This window comes from Chryseobacterium aquifrigidense (assembly GCF_006716485.1).
Classification (GTDB): Bacteria; Bacteroidota; Bacteroidia; order Flavobacteriales; family Weeksellaceae; genus Chryseobacterium; species Chryseobacterium vietnamense.
This window is the reverse complement of record NZ_VFPD01000001.1, coordinates 2,482,145-2,500,064: the sequence shown is the minus strand read 5'-3', so window position 1 is coordinate 2,500,064 and position 17,920 is coordinate 2,482,145. Positions and strand designations below refer to the sequence as shown.

The 17,920-nt window shown below is 36.6% G+C and carries 13 protein-coding genes; 6 read left to right on the top strand and 7 right to left on the bottom strand.

Annotation, left to right across the window (positions count from 1 at the left end; genetic code table 11):
- Positions 1-263 precede the first annotated feature (263 nt).
- Positions 264-1,427, bottom strand: coding sequence for a type IX secretion system outer membrane channel protein PorV (porV, locus tag FB551_RS11130; RefSeq protein WP_034699905.1), 1,164 nt, complete (start codon positions 1,425-1,427; stop codon positions 264-266).
- Between the two features lie 60 nt (positions 1,428-1,487).
- Entirely contained in the window at positions 1,488-5,390 is a 3,903-nt protein-coding gene (porU, locus tag FB551_RS11125) for a type IX secretion system sortase PorU (protein ID WP_142017490.1), read from the bottom strand.
- Positions 5,391-5,554: 164 nt separating this feature from the next.
- Here porU and gldJ point away from each other — a divergent pair, with 164 nt between their 5' ends.
- Positions 5,555-7,156 carry a gliding motility lipoprotein GldJ gene (gene gldJ / locus FB551_RS11120; RefSeq protein ID WP_047433991.1) on the top strand — a complete coding sequence of 534 codons (1,602 nt, stop codon included), beginning with the start codon at positions 5,555-5,557 and terminating at the stop codon, positions 7,154-7,156.
- 152 nt (positions 7,157-7,308) lie between these two features.
- Positions 7,309-8,580, top strand: a complete 1,272-nt coding sequence (locus FB551_RS11115; protein WP_142017488.1) for a UDP-N-acetylmuramoyl-tripeptide--D-alanyl-D-alanine ligase — start codon at positions 7,309-7,311, stop codon at positions 8,578-8,580.
- Between the two features lie 150 nt (positions 8,581-8,730).
- On the opposite strand, the gene FB551_RS11110 is transcribed toward FB551_RS11115, so the two are convergent.
- Positions 8,731-9,342, bottom strand: a complete 612-nt coding sequence (locus FB551_RS11110) for an NUDIX hydrolase (protein WP_047433988.1) — start codon at positions 9,340-9,342, stop codon at positions 8,731-8,733.
- A gap of 36 nt (positions 9,343-9,378) precedes the next feature.
- Between FB551_RS11110 and FB551_RS11105 the strand changes: the two genes are divergently transcribed.
- Positions 9,379-9,768 carry a hypothetical protein gene (locus FB551_RS11105; protein ID WP_034699917.1) on the top strand — a complete coding sequence of 130 codons (390 nt, stop codon included), beginning with the start codon at positions 9,379-9,381 and terminating at the stop codon, positions 9,766-9,768.
- Positions 9,769-9,817: 49 nt separating this feature from the next.
- Here the strand turns inward: FB551_RS11105 and FB551_RS11100 are convergent, their stop codons facing one another.
- From FB551_RS11100 to mdlD, 4 genes are all read right to left on the bottom strand, one after another.
- Complete coding sequence (locus FB551_RS11100) at positions 9,818-10,861, bottom strand: anhydro-N-acetylmuramic acid kinase (protein WP_142017486.1); 1,044 nt, start codon at positions 10,859-10,861, stop codon at positions 9,818-9,820.
- A gap of 11 nt (positions 10,862-10,872) precedes the next feature.
- A complete protein-coding gene (gene lptC / locus FB551_RS11095; protein WP_047378448.1) occupies positions 10,873-11,463 on the bottom strand; it encodes an LPS export ABC transporter periplasmic protein LptC in 591 nt (196 codons plus the stop codon).
- A gap of 1 nt (position 11,464) precedes the next feature.
- Positions 11,465-12,781, bottom strand: coding sequence for a hypothetical protein (locus FB551_RS11090; RefSeq protein WP_142017484.1), 1,317 nt, complete (start codon positions 12,779-12,781; stop codon positions 11,465-11,467).
- A 195-nt stretch (positions 12,782-12,976) separates the two neighbouring features.
- The gene (mdlD, locus tag FB551_RS11085) at positions 12,977-14,296 is read right to left on the bottom strand and encodes an NAD(P)-dependent benzaldehyde dehydrogenase MdlD (RefSeq protein ID WP_142017482.1); all 1,320 of its coding nucleotides are present in this window, start codon (positions 14,294-14,296) and stop codon (positions 12,977-12,979) included.
- Between the two features lie 248 nt (positions 14,297-14,544).
- Between mdlD and FB551_RS11080 the strand changes: the two genes are divergently transcribed.
- The 3 genes from FB551_RS11080 to FB551_RS11070 all read left to right on the top strand — a co-directional run bounded on the left by FB551_RS11080 (position 14,545) and on the right by FB551_RS11070 (position 17,917).
- On the top strand, positions 14,545-15,663 hold the full coding sequence (locus FB551_RS11080) for a DNA polymerase III subunit (protein WP_142017480.1): 1,119 nt from the start codon (positions 14,545-14,547) through the stop codon (positions 15,661-15,663).
- 315 nt (positions 15,664-15,978) lie between these two features.
- A complete protein-coding gene (locus FB551_RS11075) occupies positions 15,979-16,617 on the top strand; it encodes a TetR/AcrR family transcriptional regulator (protein WP_047433978.1) in 639 nt (212 codons plus the stop codon).
- Positions 16,601-17,917, top strand: coding sequence for a TolC family protein (locus FB551_RS11070; RefSeq protein WP_047433976.1), 1,317 nt, complete (start codon positions 16,601-16,603; stop codon positions 17,915-17,917). Before FB551_RS11075 ends, FB551_RS11070 begins: the two co-directional genes overlap by 17 nt.
- Positions 17,918-17,920: the final 3 nt, after the last annotated feature.

The following is a 17,920-nucleotide window of genomic DNA, read 5'->3' as shown; positions in this document are numbered from 1 at the left end:
GTGCTATTAAAAAAGAATTGACAGAAGAAACATACCAATGATTCGCAGCTCGTATTAGTCAATTTTTAACACAACAGCTAACAAATCTTGTTCCACGAATTCTTACCTTAAAAATCAATAGTGAATTTTTGCTTCGCAAAGTGAATAGTGAATGGTCTAGTGTGAAAATAAATTGACAAGCGTAGCGGATTGACGATTGACAATTGACATAAAAAAGCCTCAATACAATGTATGAGGCTTTTTTTTATAGAGCTGTTGCTTTTTTAACGATCGTTATTAGATGTTTCTTCTCCAATGTTCCAGGTAAGACCGAAACGAAGTGTGTTATCCAAAGCACTGTTGATCTTGGACATGTTGATCAGGTAAGAAAGATCAAGTCCGAAAGAACGGTATCTTAACCCAACACCCGCAGTTGCAAACTGTCTTGCTCCCTGCTCTTCACTTTCATGGAAGTAACCTCCTCTTACAGAAAATGCATTGTCATATGAATATTCTAAAGCACCACTGTACATGATACTGTTTTTATTTTTGAAAGATTTTCCGATACCAGCCATTGGTCCTACATTAGGGATCTGATAAATAGGCTGTCTTGTATTAGGGTCTATTCCTGCATACTCAGATCCTGGAACCAAAAGTTTGGAACCTTCCACAGAAATTCCAACTCTGTTCATATCATCCAGGTACATGTCATATCCAACCCCTAATCTTGCCATAGTAGGAAGATAAGATCTTGATTCTTCATTTCCTGTATAATCCAGTTTCGGACCTAAGTTCTGAATTGCTAAACCTGCATTCACTTTACCATCATATCCACCAATACTGGAGAATCTTGGAGAGGTATAGTATCCTGAAACGTCTACTGCAAAACTGTTGGCCGCTTTAAGTGTAGTATCTGTATTGAATCCTCCGGCTAAGTCTGAACGGATAAATCTACCGGTAACAGCTCCGGAGAATGAATCAGAAAGTTTCAAAGCGTAGGCAACGTCAATGGAGAATTCGTTTGGTTTTGATGTACCCATGGAAGCGATTTCTGTACCTACCAATTGAGTCAGGTCTACCTGTCCCATATTGAAATAATAGATACTCGCAGAAATTGTAGATCTTTCTTCCTGCCCCAAAAACTTATGGAACGAAGCATATAATAAGAATACATCATTGGTAAGTTTTCCCATGTAAGGCGTATAGTTAAGACCTACGGAAGAACTTGTCCTGCTGAAAGGGTATTTAGCCGCATTCCAGAATTGTGAAAATGCATCCGGAGAGGTTACCACCCCCTGATCTCCCATACCTCCCGATCTCGCATCAGGTGCAATTCTTAAGAAAGGAGCTCCGGTAAGAACTGGGTTTACTTTACCTAAATCTTGCGAATAGCCTAAAAAACCAGCACTCAAACCAAATCCTAATAGCAGTTTAGTAGTTAAATTCATATGTTGTCTTTTATATATTATCAGTTTTTTATTAATATTATTATCTATTGTTCTATTTTATTATTTCAAAAGTACCATTTTTTCTACAGCTGTAGCACTTCCTTTGCATTTTTCTTGATTTTGACTTTTTGCAAATATCTTAAAAATATACGTACCTTTTGCTACTGTAGAACCAAAATCATCTCTTCCGTCCCATTCTATTGCCTGACGAGGGGTTCTGAAGCCCTGTAGGAACGGTTCTGCAACCACCGGCTGCGATAAAGTTCTTACCAATCTTCCAGTTATTGTATAAATTTGCACGTTCACATCCAGAATATCATCACAATTGTGTTCAAACTGAATATAAGTTTTATTGGTAAATGGATTTGGCCAGTTCAGCGGACGATTGATCGTCAGGTGTTGGTCAGATTCATCTTTAACTTCAAAATTTAACGTAGCAGTTGTAGAATTATTGTTTATGTCCCAAACTTTAAATGTTAATTGGTGTTGCCCGATTGACAGATTTCTGAATGGGTAGGTTACATTCCCTTTCTGGTATTCGGCAAGGCTTGGATTTAAGCATCCGTTACCTTCTCCCGGAGCATAAAAATCATTTAAAACAACAGTATTGATAATCTGCCCGTCAAGATATACGGTAATATCATGCCCTACACCGGATCCTGTTGAGTTGATTCCCGTATCATCGGTTAGACAGGCAAGAAGCATAGGATTCTGGTTGGTAATTCCACCATCTGCAAAGTTGGTGTTATTCATATACAGTTTTACTTTTGGAGGTTGATTATCATTGATTCCATTAGGATTGATATCACCCACCTGTACAGCCTGGTTGTTAAAAACATCCGTTGATTTGTTATCAGCATAGGCCAGTATTCTTCCCTGTCCTACAGCATAATTAATATCTTTAGGAACATAGAATTCAGCAGTGAATACTCCGTTTACAGCAATTCCTGCAGATTTTACAATAGCACTTCCTTCTTCAGTATAATCCAAAACCGGAGTCAGAATTCCACTGTTATTAAGTGTTTTCTTGTTTAATCTCTTATCAAAAATATTGATGCTGACTTTTCCGTTGAAGGTATTGTTAAGTGTTCCGTTCGGATTATTAATGTGTCCTTTAATTTTTACAAAATCCAAACCTCTGATCAGCCCTGGAACCGGAGTTTCAATATTATCAATGACAAGAAGCCTTTGGGGTCTGCTTAATTTCATAGCCGGATCACCCAGGAAGTTTACTTTTAAATGGTTGCTGTTGGGCCCTTTTTGTTTTTTGGCAATTAATTGGGCATTTCCTAATGAGTTAAAATCGTCATTGGTTAGCTTAAAAATATTCTGAGTTAATGTATTGGTAAAATCACGTCCATAATCTACCCCGATAGCACGGCTGGAAGTAATCATGGTAGAAACGCCTCCTTGCTTCATTTTAATAAACTGTTCCCCTACAGAGTTGGTTGCAGGTTCGTCCCATAATGTGAATTCACAAGTGATGGTTGATACAAACGGGAATCTGCTGTATACATTAGAGAAGTTGTTGGCATTCTGAACCTCTGTACTGGTAAGCACTCTTTCCTGTGCCCAACCATTAATTCCTCCATGTCCGAAATAGAATAGATACAAACTATTTCCTATCGCATTGGAAATGGCCTGGTTTACCTGCGGATATCTTCGCCCTCCGGATGTACTCTGAGCGGTAAAGGCATCCATGTATAATTTTTTTACATTATACTCTTTAAGTTCCTGCTGACCTGGCTGTTCAAATATACTTGCCAGCGAGTTGTTCATTACATTATGGAAAGGTCCGCCTCCTTCGTCATTATCATCCACTACAAAATCAAGCCGCATACGCCAGTCTCCAAAAGGAGAGGATTGACCCTGAAGAGAATTATAATAAGCCAGTGTTTTATTAATCATATCTCCGGCTTCACTTACATTGGCTGCAGGAATTCTACCCACAGGCAGGTCCGGTAAATTGTTTTCAATTAATAATGTTGTCTGCGGCTTTGTCATTACAATATAATCATCCGTAACAAAAGAGGATACATAATCTGAAGACTGTTCGCTCTGATAGCTGGAAACAACGTTTGAATTATTCGGAACCCTGTTTTTATAATCGTATGAAGTATCCCCGAGAATAAAGACATACTGAAGTCTGCCCAGAGGAGTATTGAGTTTGCTTACAAAATCTCTGATTGCGGTAAGATCTTTACTTCCGCTGCCATATTCCTCATAGATTTTGTTAATGTCAACAATTTCTACTTTGTAGTTATGCGTGGTCTGATGATAGTTGGCGATTCTTTGTGCCTGGCCCATCATTTCAGGGACGGTAAGGATAAGATAATCTACATTTTGTATTGCAGAAAGATTCTGGTTGGAAATTCTTCCTACAAACTGTGGACTAAAAGCAGCGTCAGCACGAAAAGCTACAAATTCATTATTGAAATTCTGATCAGCAGCCGTGTACGCAAAGTTGAAAGAGCCGCCTCCTGCTTTATTCACTCTTCTGTTAGCGTTTGTAATATCCGTTATATCCCATACCTGTTCTATATTAGCAGCATTACTGATACTGAAACCATAGTCTGTATTGCTTCCACTTACAATGGAATAATCTCTGAAGTTCATTTGTGAACCATTGAATGCAAGATTCTCTTTATACTGAACTTCCAGATAATCAAAATAGAATGTTCCATTCGGATTTTTGGAAATATCAGGGTTATAAACCAGATTAAACTGATTTCCTGTAAGATTGGTTAATGTCCCGGTATATGTTACCGGATAGAAAGTATACTGATAGGAAGAGGTATCTGTAGGAATTACCTGCTGTGGGTGTGGATTTAAATTATTGATTTTAAAATCCATCGTATTCTGCTGGGAGTTATACGCTACCACCTGAGTTCTGTATCGTATTACATCATTCGCCTGTATAGGAGAATTGGTAGTCAATGTTATGGTCTTTTCATTGGAGAAAGGAGTGTCCTCTACCCAAGTTCTTCCCACTTTTAACAGGTTTTTCTGATCCTTATTGATCACCTGGTAACTGTCATATCTTGTAATCAGCTGGGCAGGAAGGTTTCCGTCTACAGTGGGAACTCTTTTTCCCGCTCCTTTGTCAAAATTGATATAATAATATGAGAAATCTTCATAGATGTTTTTCACATTATTACTTCTTTCACTGAATCGGGTATCATGTCTTTTAAAACCGTTTCCATTGCCTGTGTCATAAAGGTTATATCCGTCCGGACCTTGTGCATAGAAAAGAGCATAGTCATTATCATTCCATACGCCATCATCTTCACCTACTACCTGAATGGAATTTTCCTGTAAAGCCCCATATCTCGGATCCTGATTATATTCAGGAAGCATTACTCCTCCGTTTCCGTAGATTCTGAAATTTTTTGGATTTACAGAACTCGGATTGATTCCGTTATCTCTTAGAAACTGGGAGGTGATTTTGAATACTCCGGACTTGTCTACCTTTATCTTATAAAAATTTCCACTTGACAAAGGATTTCCGGTGGTCCCTATTTTATTAACAGTTCCTGTTGTATTGATAAAAGAAGAGGCTTCTGAAACATTAAACGAAGATAATCTCTGAACACGGCCTTTTACATTTTTAAATAAAGCAATACTAACGCTGGCATAGCTTTCTCCATCCAAAGTATAATAGGAAACATCAGCTACATCATAATCCGGAAGTCTGCCTTTATCCAGCTCAAACAAATCCTGGTTAGAAACGCTTTCCCAAACAAGGTCTGAGATTTTTAATTGCTTTTCTCCGATTTTTTGCTTGCTTACTATAAAAACATTATTTTGGCTGTAAGAAAAACCTTCATTTTTAAAATTGGGAAGATTTAATTTTGTGTCACCAAAATCCTGAATTTTAGAGCCATTCCATTCTATGGTGTTTCTTTGGGCGTAAAGTGTTGATGCAAAAGCGATTAAAGATAAAATCGTAATTTTTCGTTTCATGTTTACTATTGAAATTGCTAAATTACAAAATAAATGAAAATTTTAGAATTAAATTGTGATACAATAAAATTAATTTGTTAACGTTTTTCAAAAAAATCAAATGTTTACTTGATTTATTGAATAATTTATTTTTTCTTTGTACTTTGAAAATATTTATATCGACTATGAAAAAACTAAAGTTGTTTTCATTAATAGCATTAAGTTCTACACTTGCATTAACCAGCTGTGGCGGATCAGGAACCAGCAAAGGTGGCGGTACCAAAAAATTTGTCAGCAAAACAGGTTGGAAACCAAACGAAAAACAGGGTTGGTTTTTTGCAGGAAAGCAACAGAAGCAGAAGGGTTGGCCTGGGATGGTATATGTAGAAGGTGGAACTTTTACAATGGGATTAGTGAAAGATGATGTTATGCACGATTGGAATAACACACCTCGCAGAATGCAGGTAAGTTCATTCTTTATCGGAGAAACTGAAATTACTAACTACGAATACCGCGAATACCTTACATGGTTGAAGTATGTATTCCCACCAAGTGACCCGAGTTTTAAGGAGATCTATAACGGTGCTTTACCGGATACCTTATTATGGGACAACAAATTAGCAAGAAACGATTATAATGAAACTTATCTGCGTTCTCCGGAGTTTGATTACTATCCGGTAGTAGGAGTTTCCTGGACTCAGGCAAACAGATACTGTGAATGGCTGTCAGACAGAGCGAATGAAAAAGCTTTGATGCAGGCTGGTATTATTGCCAAGGATTTGTATATCAACGAATCCAACAACCAGGGAGGGACTGCATTCAACATGGATAAATTCAAATCGAATGATCCTGAAATGCAAGGATACATCAATGAGAAAAGAATGCAGCAAAAAACTGGTATGAAAACTACCAACCAGAGATTGCTTGCAGCTAACAGAGCTCCAAATTCTGCAATGGTACAGAAGTTCAGACTTCCTACTGAAGTAGAATGGGAATATGCTGCTCTTGGTATGGCTAAAAACAGAGAATATAACCAATATCTGGGTAAAAAGCCTGAAATCGAAAGATTAAGAGGGACTAAAGGAAAACAGAGAGGAATGTTCCTTGAAAATTTCAAAATGGGTAAAGGTGACTATTCTGGTATTGCAGGATGGAAAAACGACGGATCAGCTCAAACTTCTGACGTAAGACAATATCCATCTAACGATTTAGGAATCTATGGTATGTACGGAAACGTTTCTGAATGGACGGCTGATGTTTACAGACCAATCATTGATGAAGATTACAACGATTTCAACTATTACAGAGGAAACATGCCTCAGGCAATCGTAAGAAACGGTGACGGAACTTATAAAATGATCGACGAAGGTACTATCAAGTATGATACATTAGCTGACGGAAGATTAGTTTACAAAGGACTTCCTGGACAATTTGAAAGACAAACTATCGCTGATTACAGAAACTACAGAGATGGTGACAGACAGTCTTCTTTAGAATATTACAGAGCTTCTGATTCTGCTGCCGGATTCGATATGTACAACGCTCCTAAGAAAAGCTTTGTCGTAGATGCAACTGGTAGAGTGAAACTACAGAAAGATAGTAAAGACAGAACTTCCGGAATTTCTAACGAGGTTAGAGTTGTAAAAGGTGGTTCTTGGCAGGATACAGCATACTGGCTGGATCCGGGACAAAGAAGATATAAAAATCAAAACAGAGCTTATGGCTGGGTTGGGTTCCGTGTTGCACAGGATGCCAGAGCTAGCGATAAGAGTAGAACTAGAAGATAATATTTATCAAAATACTTATAAAAAACCTTCCGAACTTTCGGAAGGTTTTTTTATTTTTGAAGCATGAAATCGCGTAGGCTGAAAAGTCTAAAAACACCCATATAGATTTAGCGATTACATATGACTTCTAAAAAAATTAAATATATTTCCACATGAATATAGAACAGTTTTATCCTTTATTTCTGCAGGCAGCAAAAGTGACTATTGACAGCAGAAAAATAGCAGAGAATGATATTTTCTTTGCCTTTTCCGGTGATAATTTCAATGCAGCTACCCTGGCGGAAAAAGCCATTGATGACGGAGCTTTGGCAGTGATTGTTGAGCTTCCGGAATTTGAAAACAGAGATAAAAACATTTTCTATGTTCCCTCTACGCTGGAATTTTTACAGCAATTGGCAATCTATCACAGAAGCAAACTTACCATTCCTTTTATAGGACTTACGGGAAGTAACGGAAAGACAACTACCAAAGAGTTGATTCACGCAGTTCTTTCCGAAAAATTTAATGTTCAGTATACAGCTGGAAATCTCAATAACCATATTGGAGTTCCGTTGACCATTCTTTCCATTAAACCCGAACATGAAATGGCCGTGATTGAAATGGGAGCCAATCATCAGAAAGAAATTGAATTCCTGTGTACTCTATCACAACCTGATTTCGGATATATTACCAATTTTGGAAAAGCTCACCTGGAAGGCTTCGGAGGTTTCGAAGGCGTAATAAAAGGAAAATCTGAGCTCTATGATTATCTTAGAAACAATAACAGAACTATTGTTGTTAATGAAAATGATCCTATACAGGTAGAGAAAACTGAAAACTATTCCCCTAAAATTACTTTTGGAGCGGAAACTTCCAATTATTATTTTGAATCTTTTTCAGAAGAGCATTTTGTAGGTTTGACTTATCATGGAGTAAAAGCGGTTTCAAAACTGACAGGAGAGTATAATTTTACTAACCTTTGTGCTGCTGCAAGTCTGGGACTTCATTTCGGAATCAGCTTTGAAAAAATAAAGCATGCGTTGGAACTCTACACCCCAACGAATATGAGATCTCAGGTGGTGAAAAAAGAGGGCAGGACTTTGGTTCTGGATACTTATAATGCCAACCCAAGTTCTATGACTGCTTCTTTGAATAACTTTATCAGCTTTGAAGGCCGTAAAACTATTATTATCGGAGATATGCTGGAATTGGGTGATGAAAGTGAAAAAGAGCATCAAAATATCCTAAAACTGGCTCAGGATCTTCATTTTAATGAAATTATTACTGTTGGAAAACATTTTAAAGCGGTTAATTCTTCAGACCTTGCTTTTGAAAATACAGCAGAATTAATAGAATATTTAAAACAGAATAAAATTCAGTCCGAAAACATATTGTTGAAAGGATCCAGAGGAATTGCACTGGAGAAAGTGATCGACTTTATTTAGGGTAAGCAAGCTGGAGGCTGGGAGAGGGAAGTTCCTGAAGGGGATTGAAGACCGTTCCCTTATTTATTCAGCTTTATAAAATTCCATTGATCAAAAACACTTAAAGAAGTAATGGCCGGATAGTAACTTCCGGCTTCATTCTTCCAGCTTTTAAGATTTCTTCAAATTCCAGAATTCTTTTACGATCAGTTTGATATTTTTAAAAGTACTTGGAAACACTTCATTTTCAATTTCTGATGTAGTTTTCCAGGCAACTTCGGTGATACCTTCTTCTATTTGCGGTTTGGAAGTATCTTCTCCATCAAAGTTCATTTCAAACCAATGCGTACATTTTAAGATTTTCTCTCCATTTCTTTCCACATAGATATGGTAAGTAGTATTGATGAATTGTACAAGTTCAACATCACTCAAACCTGTTTCTTCCTCTATTTCCCTTACTGCAGACTCCTCCCTGGATTCTCCTTTTTCCATCTTACCCTTAGGAAGATCCCATTTACCGAGTCTTTTGATGAAAAGAATTTTACCTTCAGGATTATTAACAAGACCTCCTGCAGCTTCTATAATTCTGAAAAGCTTCTGAAATTCCTGCCAGATTTCTTCCAAATTCTCTCCATACACATTCAGTTCCTGCACAGAAGTATTCTCCAAAAGATCCAATGCGATCTCTAAAGTTGTATAATTTTCGTATCCAAGCTTTTTTTCAAGTTCTTCAGGATGCTTAGATATTAATAATTTTTTTTCGTTGACAAAAACTTTATACATTTGTAATAGTTAAGAATTTAAATACAAAAATAAAAAATGAATTTAGAAGGACGAAAGATTATTGTCAATAAATCATCCAAAGAACTTACCGAGTTGCTGAAATCCCCTGAAAATTATAAAGATTTTATGCCGGATGGTCTTCAGAAATTTGAAACAAGAGATAACGGATTTAAATTTGGATTACAGGGTATGCCTGAAATCGCATTAAAAATTGATGAGGTAGATGATCAGAAAGCTGTTTTAAGATCTGCAAGTTCAAGTTTGGATTTCTCATTAACCGCTACATTGAACCCAATCAGTGAAAACCAGACTGAAGTTCAGATGCTATTTGAAGGAAAATTCAATCCATTCATCAAAATGATGGTAGAAAAACCTTTACAGAACTTTATCAATACGCTTACCGATAAAATCGAAGCTTATAAATAATAAAAACCTCCAACGTTGGAGGTTTTTTATTTTGATATGTGGCCCTTTCTTATGCAATAACTCCCGAACAATGATCCTCAGTACTTCCAGTCGCAGAAGAAAGCACATTGATCTCATTATTCATTTTTAAAACACCCATAAAGGCAAAAATCAGGGCTTCTTTATAATTGATGATCTCTTTTTCAGGGATGATTACTTCAGCTTTCGTTTTTGCTCTTATTTTTTCAATTAAAAACGTGTTGTATGCGCCTCCTCCGGTGATAAGAATGTCTTTTATACTATATTGATTGATGACATTGGCAATCTGCTGCGCAGCATGTTCTGTAAAAGTAGCCAGTGCATCCAGTGTTTCAATATTTTCAAGAAGGGGAAATATATGTTGATGGCACCATTCTATTCCCAATGATTTTGGATGTGGAATGTGATAGAAATCCAAAACGTTAAGTTGATTCAGTAGAGTTTCATCTGTTTTTCCTTTTGCTGCCAATGCTCCGTTTTCATCAAAATTTTTATGAAGCTGGTGAGCTAAATAGTTCAAAACAATATTTACCGGAGCAATATCAAATGCTATTCTTTTTCCTTCTGAACGTAAAGAAATATTGGAAAATCCACCCAGGTTCAGACAGGCACTGTAACTGGAGAAAAGTAATTCGTCACCTATAGGGACCAGAGGAGCTCCATTTCCTTTCATCAACACATCCTGACTTCTGAAATCATAGATAACAGGAAGTCCGGTTTCCAGTTTTATGGCCTTGCCATCACCAATCTGCAGCGTAAATTTTCTCTTTGGCTGATGAAAAACAGTATGGCCATGAGAGGCAATGAGGTCAATATTTTCAAGCCGATGTTGATGAATAAACTTTTTAACCTGTTGTCCAAGATAAAAACCATACTCTGAATGCAGTTCCAATAAATCTTCAGAAGAAAGATGAATAGAGTTTCTAAGTTGAGTTTCCCAATCCTCAGAATAGGTGACTGTCTCGGCTTTAAGGATTTGAAAGGTCCACTTGTCCTGCTTTTCAAATTCAGCAAGACAGATATCCAAGCCGTCCAGACTTGTTCCAGACATCAATCCTATAGCCAGAGTTTTCATTGTTTTTGAAATTATTTTTTATTCTCAGAAATTCTTTTAGAACTGAAATCTCCGGAGTTGTTATAGAATGTGTATTCGGAAAAGTCGTCCTTGGCAGTCATTCCGTTGGCACCTACCAGTGTAGAACCGTCTTCCATAGTAACATAAACCGTATCTTTGGTATAGATTCTGTTTTTTTTCTGATCCCAATAAATACTCTGCATTGCAAATCTCTGCCCTTCATTGGTTTTTATCCTTACATCACCTTTAGCTTCGTAGAATTTTTTGTATTCAAAAATACGGGCATATTTGGCGGTAATTCTTCCGGGAACTTTAGGTTTCTTTTTATCAAAAAACTCAATGTCAATTCCTTTTCTGGCTACCACATATGGGCTGTCAATCAGCTCGTATTTTTCAATGATGGGTGCTTTGGCTTTTAAAGTAACAAAGCCGGAATCACGCTGTATAATATTGGCATTGTTGATGATCTGTGAAGGGAAATTTTTGCTTTGGCTGCCATTCCTTTTGGTAAGATCCTCCTCACAGGATGTCAATATAAAAAATATAGCACAACTAAAAAGGCATGCTATATTTTTATATGATATTTTTTTTGAAAAGTTCATTTTAGTTATAAAGTGTCTTTCTGAACCACTTATCAGCAAAATTAAAGCCGATTCTCAGGTTGACGAAATTCTGGTTGATCAGGTTGTTCTGAAGAGTTCCTCTCTTACCAACTTCTAATCCGATTTCAAGACCACTCATTCTTGTAATACTACTGTTCTTGAATGGTAACATTACTCCGGCAGAAATACCGAATTTGTTAATACTGTTCCCTTCCAGATTCAGATTTCCTCTTTCATAGAATGCTCCATATCTATAGATTACTCTTGAGAAGTAGTTTCTGAAGTTGTTATAATTTGGAAGGTACCATCCCCCTGCAGAAATTCTGTAGGTATCCTGGTAACTGAAATTTTTACCAAAATAAGAGATATCTTCTCCTTTTTTATAATCTACCTGTCCTGATACAAACCAATGGTTTTCACTTCCATATCCAACCCCTACTGAAGCCTGTAATGGAAGAAGGTTTTTGGATTTTGTTTCTTTTTGTTCGATGATGGTTTCTGATCCGCTAAGTTTAGTCGTCTCCTGATCATCAGAATATCTGTACGTACTGTTGGTATACTGGGTAGTCATATTACTAGTATTCCCAAAAGTAGCAGTAGCTCCTACTGTAAACTTCTTATCAGTACGCATATTTAAAGTCTGGTAGCTTGTACCCAGCGTAAAATTAAAGTTTCGGACTCTGTTTTTAGTTTCATAACCATTAACATATCCACCTGCATACGTACCAAGATTGTTATTGTAAGCACGGAATTCATTCAGGTCATTAAGGTCTCCAAAATAAAGATTGGCTTTTGCCCCTACAGATAATTCCTGATTAATTTTATAAGAAACAGCAAGCTGTGCTGTGTTCAACGTTCCGCTTCCCTTAAAGTTATTTCTGTAAAGAGGAGTCGTGTTATCACTGGCCAACTGTTCAGTTACGATGTCATAACTTTTAGAACTGTATGGCTGATAAGAGATCCCCATTTTCACTTTTGAAGATAATGGAAATGCAATCGAAATATTGGAAAGATACGTAGAATGCTTTGTAGATTTCATATCGTTATAATTCGATTTGAAATAATTGTTTTCGTTGGTAGCTTCCAGTCTGATACTCGTAAGTTCAAAATTGGCATTGTTTGCCGGGTTGGCAAAATTGAAACTGCTGGTAAAATCACTAATAAAAGCAGTAGATATGCCTCCCATAGAAGCAGTTTCGATCGTATTATCATATTTCACATCTCCAATTCCATAAGTTGCATAAGGAGAGTTGCTTAGACTCTGTGCATTCAGAAAATATCCAACTGATATGAATGATACTACAAAGATTTTTTTCATTCTTTATTTTTAAAACAATGCGCAAATATCTTAAATATTAATGAATTGTAAAAATTATATGTGGTTAAAGTTTGTTAAGGGCTTTTCTTTACAAGAAAAATGCAAATTTCCTGCTATAAAAATATCAATTCTGTTTTGCATAAAAGACTGTCCTATGATGAACAGTCTTAGTTATAGGAATAGACATTTATCCTATTATTTTACCTGGAGAACAGAACGGCTGTGGCTGAAACATTCAAAACTGAATTTTCCGTGATATTTTCCCATCCCTGAAGTTCCTACTCCTCCAAAAGGTAAATAATGAGAACCCACGTGGATAATAGCACTGTTGATTTCAGCATCTCCGCTTGTAGTATGGTTTAAAACATAATCTGCAAACTTCTGATCCTCTGAAAATACATATAATGCCAAAGGTTTTGGACGGCTGTTGATCTCCTCCAAAGCTTCTTCAATATCGCTATAGGTCATCACAGGAAGAACAGGACCAAAGATTTCCTGCTGCATCACCTGATCATCCCAGGTCACATGATCCATTAAAGTAGCTTCAAAATGACGGTTCTCAAGATCGTAATTTCCTCCGTAGATTACTTTTTCGGGAGCTGCTTCCAGATACCCTGCCAGATGTTTAATCTGGTTCTGGCTAACAATCTTTCCGATTTTTCCCAGAGAATTACCTTCATAAGCTGTATTTAAATGAGCTTTAAATTTTTCTATAAAAGCATCTTTTACAGATTCATGAATGTAAATATAGTCAGGAGCCACACAGGTTTGTCCGCAATTAATCCATTTTCCGTAGGATATTCTGGCTACAGCTTTATCCAGATCTGCATCCTTATGAACAATGGTAGGAGATTTTCCTCCCAGTTCCAACGTAACAGGAATTAACTGTTCTGCAGCGGCTTTCATGACAATTTTTCCAACATTGGGGCTTCCTGTAAAGAAAATATAATCAAAAGGAAGACTTAGTAATAAGGTATTTTCTTCAATAGCACCCTGAATAACTGCTACGTAGGATTCATTAAATGATTCTTTCACAATATCTTCAAGAACCTGGGCAACATGAGGTGTGTTTTCTGAAGGTTTTATAATAGCAGTATTTCCGGAAATCAGTGCTCCGATTAACGGACTGAATGTCAATTGGACAGGGTAGTTGAAAGGGCCTATAATATAAGTAACTCCATAAGGCTGATACGTTATTTTGCTTTCTACTTCAGCTCCTGAGGGATGTGGTTTTGATGCTACAGGGGTAGGTTTTGCCCATTCATCGATGTTTTCCAACAAATAATCAAGTTCGCTGATCACTATCTGAATCTCCACATATTCCGCTTCTTTTCTGCTTTTCCCCAAATCTGTATCCAAAGCTTCACAAAGTGCATCGGTATGCTGAAGAAAAACTTCACGGAATTTTCTTAATTGTGCTTTTCTGAATTCAATATCTTTAGTCTGATTGGTTTTGAAAAAGGCTTTCTGCTGCTGAAATATCCCTCTGATTTTTTGTTCCAGGTTTGTATCCATTGGTGTGTAATTTTAATATTTGAATTGGTGTGAAATGGTAATCAATTTACGAATAATTTCACTTGACAAATGTATTGTTTAAAATTAAATTGTGTAAAATTTAATTTTAAGTTTTATTCTAATCTTATTATTGATGTTTCCTATAATAGAGTAGGTGTATTACTCTATTGAAATTGTAATCTATAGTTTTATGCATTTTAAGCAGACTTAATTTTATGAATTGAGATAAGATTTTTTATCTTTGAAACATGAATTGGGAGAACATCGCCGGACAGACGAATCTGAAAAAACTTCTTAGAGAAAGCATTGCTGAAAACAGAGTGAGCCATGCCCAGCTTTTTGTAGGAAAAGAGGGATACGGAACACTACCTATGGTATTGGCCTATGCACGGGAAATTTTCAGTCGGGAAAATGAACATGCTGCTGCGAAGGTAGAACACCTCAATCACCTGGATCTGCATTTCAGTTTTCCGGTTTTTACGGACAATAAAAACTCATTAAGTAAGAATAAATTTGATGAGTTCAGAGAAATGATTATAGCTTCTCCTTACGCAAGCTATGATGACTGGACTGCCTTCCTGGAATCGGAAAATAAACAGTTATTTATTTCTGCAGATGAAGTGGATGACCAGAATCAAAAGTTTTCTTTAAAAAGTTTTGAGGGAGGAACCAAAATTCTTATCGTCTGGAGAGCAGATAAAATGAATATAGCCGCTTCCAATAAGTTTTTGAAATTTTTAGAGGAACCGCCGGCAAAAACCGTCATTCTTCTTACGGCTGAAAGCACAAACGATATTCTTCCTACTATTCTTTCCAGAACACAGATTGTAGAGATCCCGAGAATTAATGATGAAGATATTGAGAATTATCTTAAAAAGAACTTCTCTGTTTCAGAAGAAAAAATAAGGGAGATTGTTCATGAAGCACAGGGTGATCTCAACGAAGCCATAAAACTGTTACATTCAGGAGACAAAAGCAATGAGTTTGAAAAGCTTTTTGTACAGTGGGTGAGAGATGCCTTTATGGTAAAAAAGAAACCGGAATATCTTAGAAGTATTATTGTTTGGGCAAGAGAAATTGCAGGATGGAACAGAGAAAAGCAAAAAAACTTCCTTAATTATTGTTCTGAAATTTTCAGACTGGCATTGCTTCAGAACTATCAGTCTGAGAATCTGGTATATAAAAAGATCAATGCGAATGGCTTCAATTGGGCCGGCTTTTCAAAATTTATCAGCGGGGCCAATATTGAAAGTATTTTGGAAGAAATCAATACAGCTGATCTTCACCTGACCAGAAACGGAAACCCCAAAATTGTCTGGACGGATCTGGGAATTAAACTATCAAGATACATTCATAAAAGCACATAAATAAAAACTCTGGTTAACACCGGAGTTTTGTTTTTATTCTGGAGATTATCATTTTAGCTTTACTTTCCTGCCTTTTTTAGGTATACTTCAATTGAATATAGCCTGGAAATATTAAGAATTATCATTGAAGTATTTCCCATATATGAATAAAAAAAGGACGCTATTTTTATTATTTTCCATCAAAAACTGCCTCTGCTGCGTATTCAGCATATATTATAGAAAACGTCTTTTCTTTGCAATAAATTAAATCTATATTAAAAAATCAATCAATCGTTTGATTTGTGTTAAAACTTGTGTACATTTGCGCCCTGAAAAATGAACACGAACATGATTTCAAAAGAAGAAAATATATTATTCGCCGCCGAGAAGCTCTTTGCAGAAAAGGGATTCGAAGGAACTTCCACCCGGGAAATTGCAAAGGATGCGAATGTTAATATTTCTATGATCTCGTATTATTTTGGCTCTAAAGAAAAACTTTATGAGAAATTAGTAGAATACAGAATGAATGAAGGTCAGTTTTTTTCTAAAGATCTTTTGGGAAGAACAGACATCAACGAATGGCAGAAGATTGAAAGGGTAATCGATCAGTTTTCTTACAAGATCCGCACTCAAAAATGCTTCTACAGGATTATGCAGAGAGAGCAGCTGCATACTAAAAATCCTCAGATTGTAGAATTTTTGAAGCAAACCAAAATGGGATTTCTTTCCATGTATTCACAAATATTGGAAAGTGGTCTTAAAAATGGAATTTTCACCAAAAATCCACCCATTTATCTTCTTCATTCCACAGTAAGCGGAACCTTATTTTATGCATTCAATGCGAAAGAAATGTATAAAGAGTTCCTGAATGAAACAGAAGATGAAGAAGCTTTTGATGAAAAATACTACACAGAACTTAATAAACATATTAAATATTTACTAAAAGACCTTTTAGGTTATGAAGAGAATAAATAACTCAGTGATTGCATTATCACTATTCGTAGGAATAGCAAATGCAAATGCTCAGGAGAAAAGAACACTTACTCTTGACGAGGCCGTGCAGCTGGGAATCCAGAACAGCAAGAATCTCAAGATCGATGCAGCCAAGATCGAAGAGGCTACAGCTGATCTTTTGGAGGCTAAAAACAGACAACTACCGGAATTAAAAGTATCAGGTAGCTATATGTATCTTCCGATAAAACCAAATGTTGATATCAAACTTCCTGGTCTTGCAGGCGGCGCTGGCGGACCTGAAATACATCAGGTAGTTTACGGCTCAGCGAATCTTAGCGTTCCGATTTACAGCGGCGGAAGAATCAAATATGGGATTCAGTCCGCTAAATATCTTGTAGAAGCTTCTAAACTAAGTACTGAGAATGATAAAATTGCCATTGCTTACAATGTAGCTCAGGCTTATAATAATCTGTTTAAGGCTAACCAGTCTATCAAAGTCTTTGAAGAAAACCTTACTGCTTCTCAAAAAAGAGATGAAACCTTCCTTAAAATGGAAAACAACGGTTTGATAGCAAGAAACGACAGATTAAAGGCAAATCTTCAGACTTCAAATATTGAACTTCAACTGTTGGAAGCTAAGAATAACTACAATATTGCCAATATCAATATGGATTTATTGCTTGGGCTTCCTGAAACTACAGAACTGACAGTGGATGAAAATTATATTGAAGAGGGATCAGACGTAAAACCTGTTGATTTTTATGTTACCGAAGCCAGAGAAAACCGTAAAGATTTACAGGCTCTGGCACAGCAGAGAAAAGCGGCAGAACTTGGATCAAAAGCAGCGAAAGCAGAAAACCTTCCTTCCATTGCATTTACCGGAGGATACGTAGCAGCAGATATTCCTAAGTTTCTTACCGTTTACAATGCGATTAACGTAGGAATTGGAGTTTCTTACAACTTATCCAACCTTTGGAAAGAAAATTCTTCATTAAGACAGTCACAGGCGAGAGAAAAACAGCTTGCTGCTACTGATGAATTACTGAATGATAACATTAAGCTTGATGTCAACAGAGAATACCAAAACACCGATTATTCAAAAAAGAGAATTGCTGTTTTCGAAAAATCTGCTGAGCAGGCTAATGAAAATTACAGAATTACAAAAAATAAATACGACAACGGTCTGGCAACCATGACTGAATTGCTGGATGCAGACGCGGCTCAGATTGCTGCCAACGTTGGAGTGATCAATGCTAAGGCAGACGCAGCACTGGCATACAGAAAACTATTACAAACAACAGGAACTTTAACAATTAAATAATCA

Bases quoted from the DNA above. Each gene is read 5' to 3' on its own strand.
- FB551_RS11090 (WP_142017484.1), bottom strand. From the start codon at position 12,781: ATGAAAAAAATCTTTGTAGTATCATTCATATCAGTTGGATATTTTCTG.
- FB551_RS11100 (WP_142017486.1), bottom strand. From the start codon at position 10,861: ATGAAAACTCTGGCTATAGGATTGATGTCTGGAACAAGTCTGGACGGC.
- FB551_RS11110 (WP_047433988.1), bottom strand. From the start codon at position 9,342: ATGTATAAAGTTTTTGTCAACGAAAAAAAATTATTAATATCTAAGCAT.
- FB551_RS11075 (WP_047433978.1), top strand. From the start codon at position 15,979: ATGAACACGAACATGATTTCAAAAGAAGAAAATATATTATTCGCCGCC.
- mdlD (WP_142017482.1), bottom strand. From the start codon at position 14,296: ATGGATACAAACCTGGAACAAAAAATCAGAGGGATATTTCAGCAGCAG.
- FB551_RS11080 (WP_142017480.1), top strand. From the start codon at position 14,545: ATGAATTGGGAGAACATCGCCGGACAGACGAATCTGAAAAAACTTCTT.
- gldJ (WP_047433991.1), top strand. From the start codon at position 5,555: ATGAAAAAACTAAAGTTGTTTTCATTAATAGCATTAAGTTCTACACTT.
- porU (WP_142017490.1), bottom strand. From the start codon at position 5,390: ATGAAACGAAAAATTACGATTTTATCTTTAATCGCTTTTGCATCAACA.
- porV (WP_034699905.1), bottom strand. From the start codon at position 1,427: ATGAATTTAACTACTAAACTGCTATTAGGATTTGGTTTGAGTGCTGGT.
- FB551_RS11105 (WP_034699917.1), top strand. From the start codon at position 9,379: ATGAATTTAGAAGGACGAAAGATTATTGTCAATAAATCATCCAAAGAA.
- FB551_RS11115 (WP_142017488.1), top strand. From the start codon at position 7,309: ATGAATATAGAACAGTTTTATCCTTTATTTCTGCAGGCAGCAAAAGTG.
- lptC (WP_047378448.1), bottom strand. From the start codon at position 11,463: ATGAACTTTTCAAAAAAAATATCATATAAAAATATAGCATGCCTTTTT.
- FB551_RS11070 (WP_047433976.1), top strand. From the start codon at position 16,601: ATGAAGAGAATAAATAACTCAGTGATTGCATTATCACTATTCGTAGGA.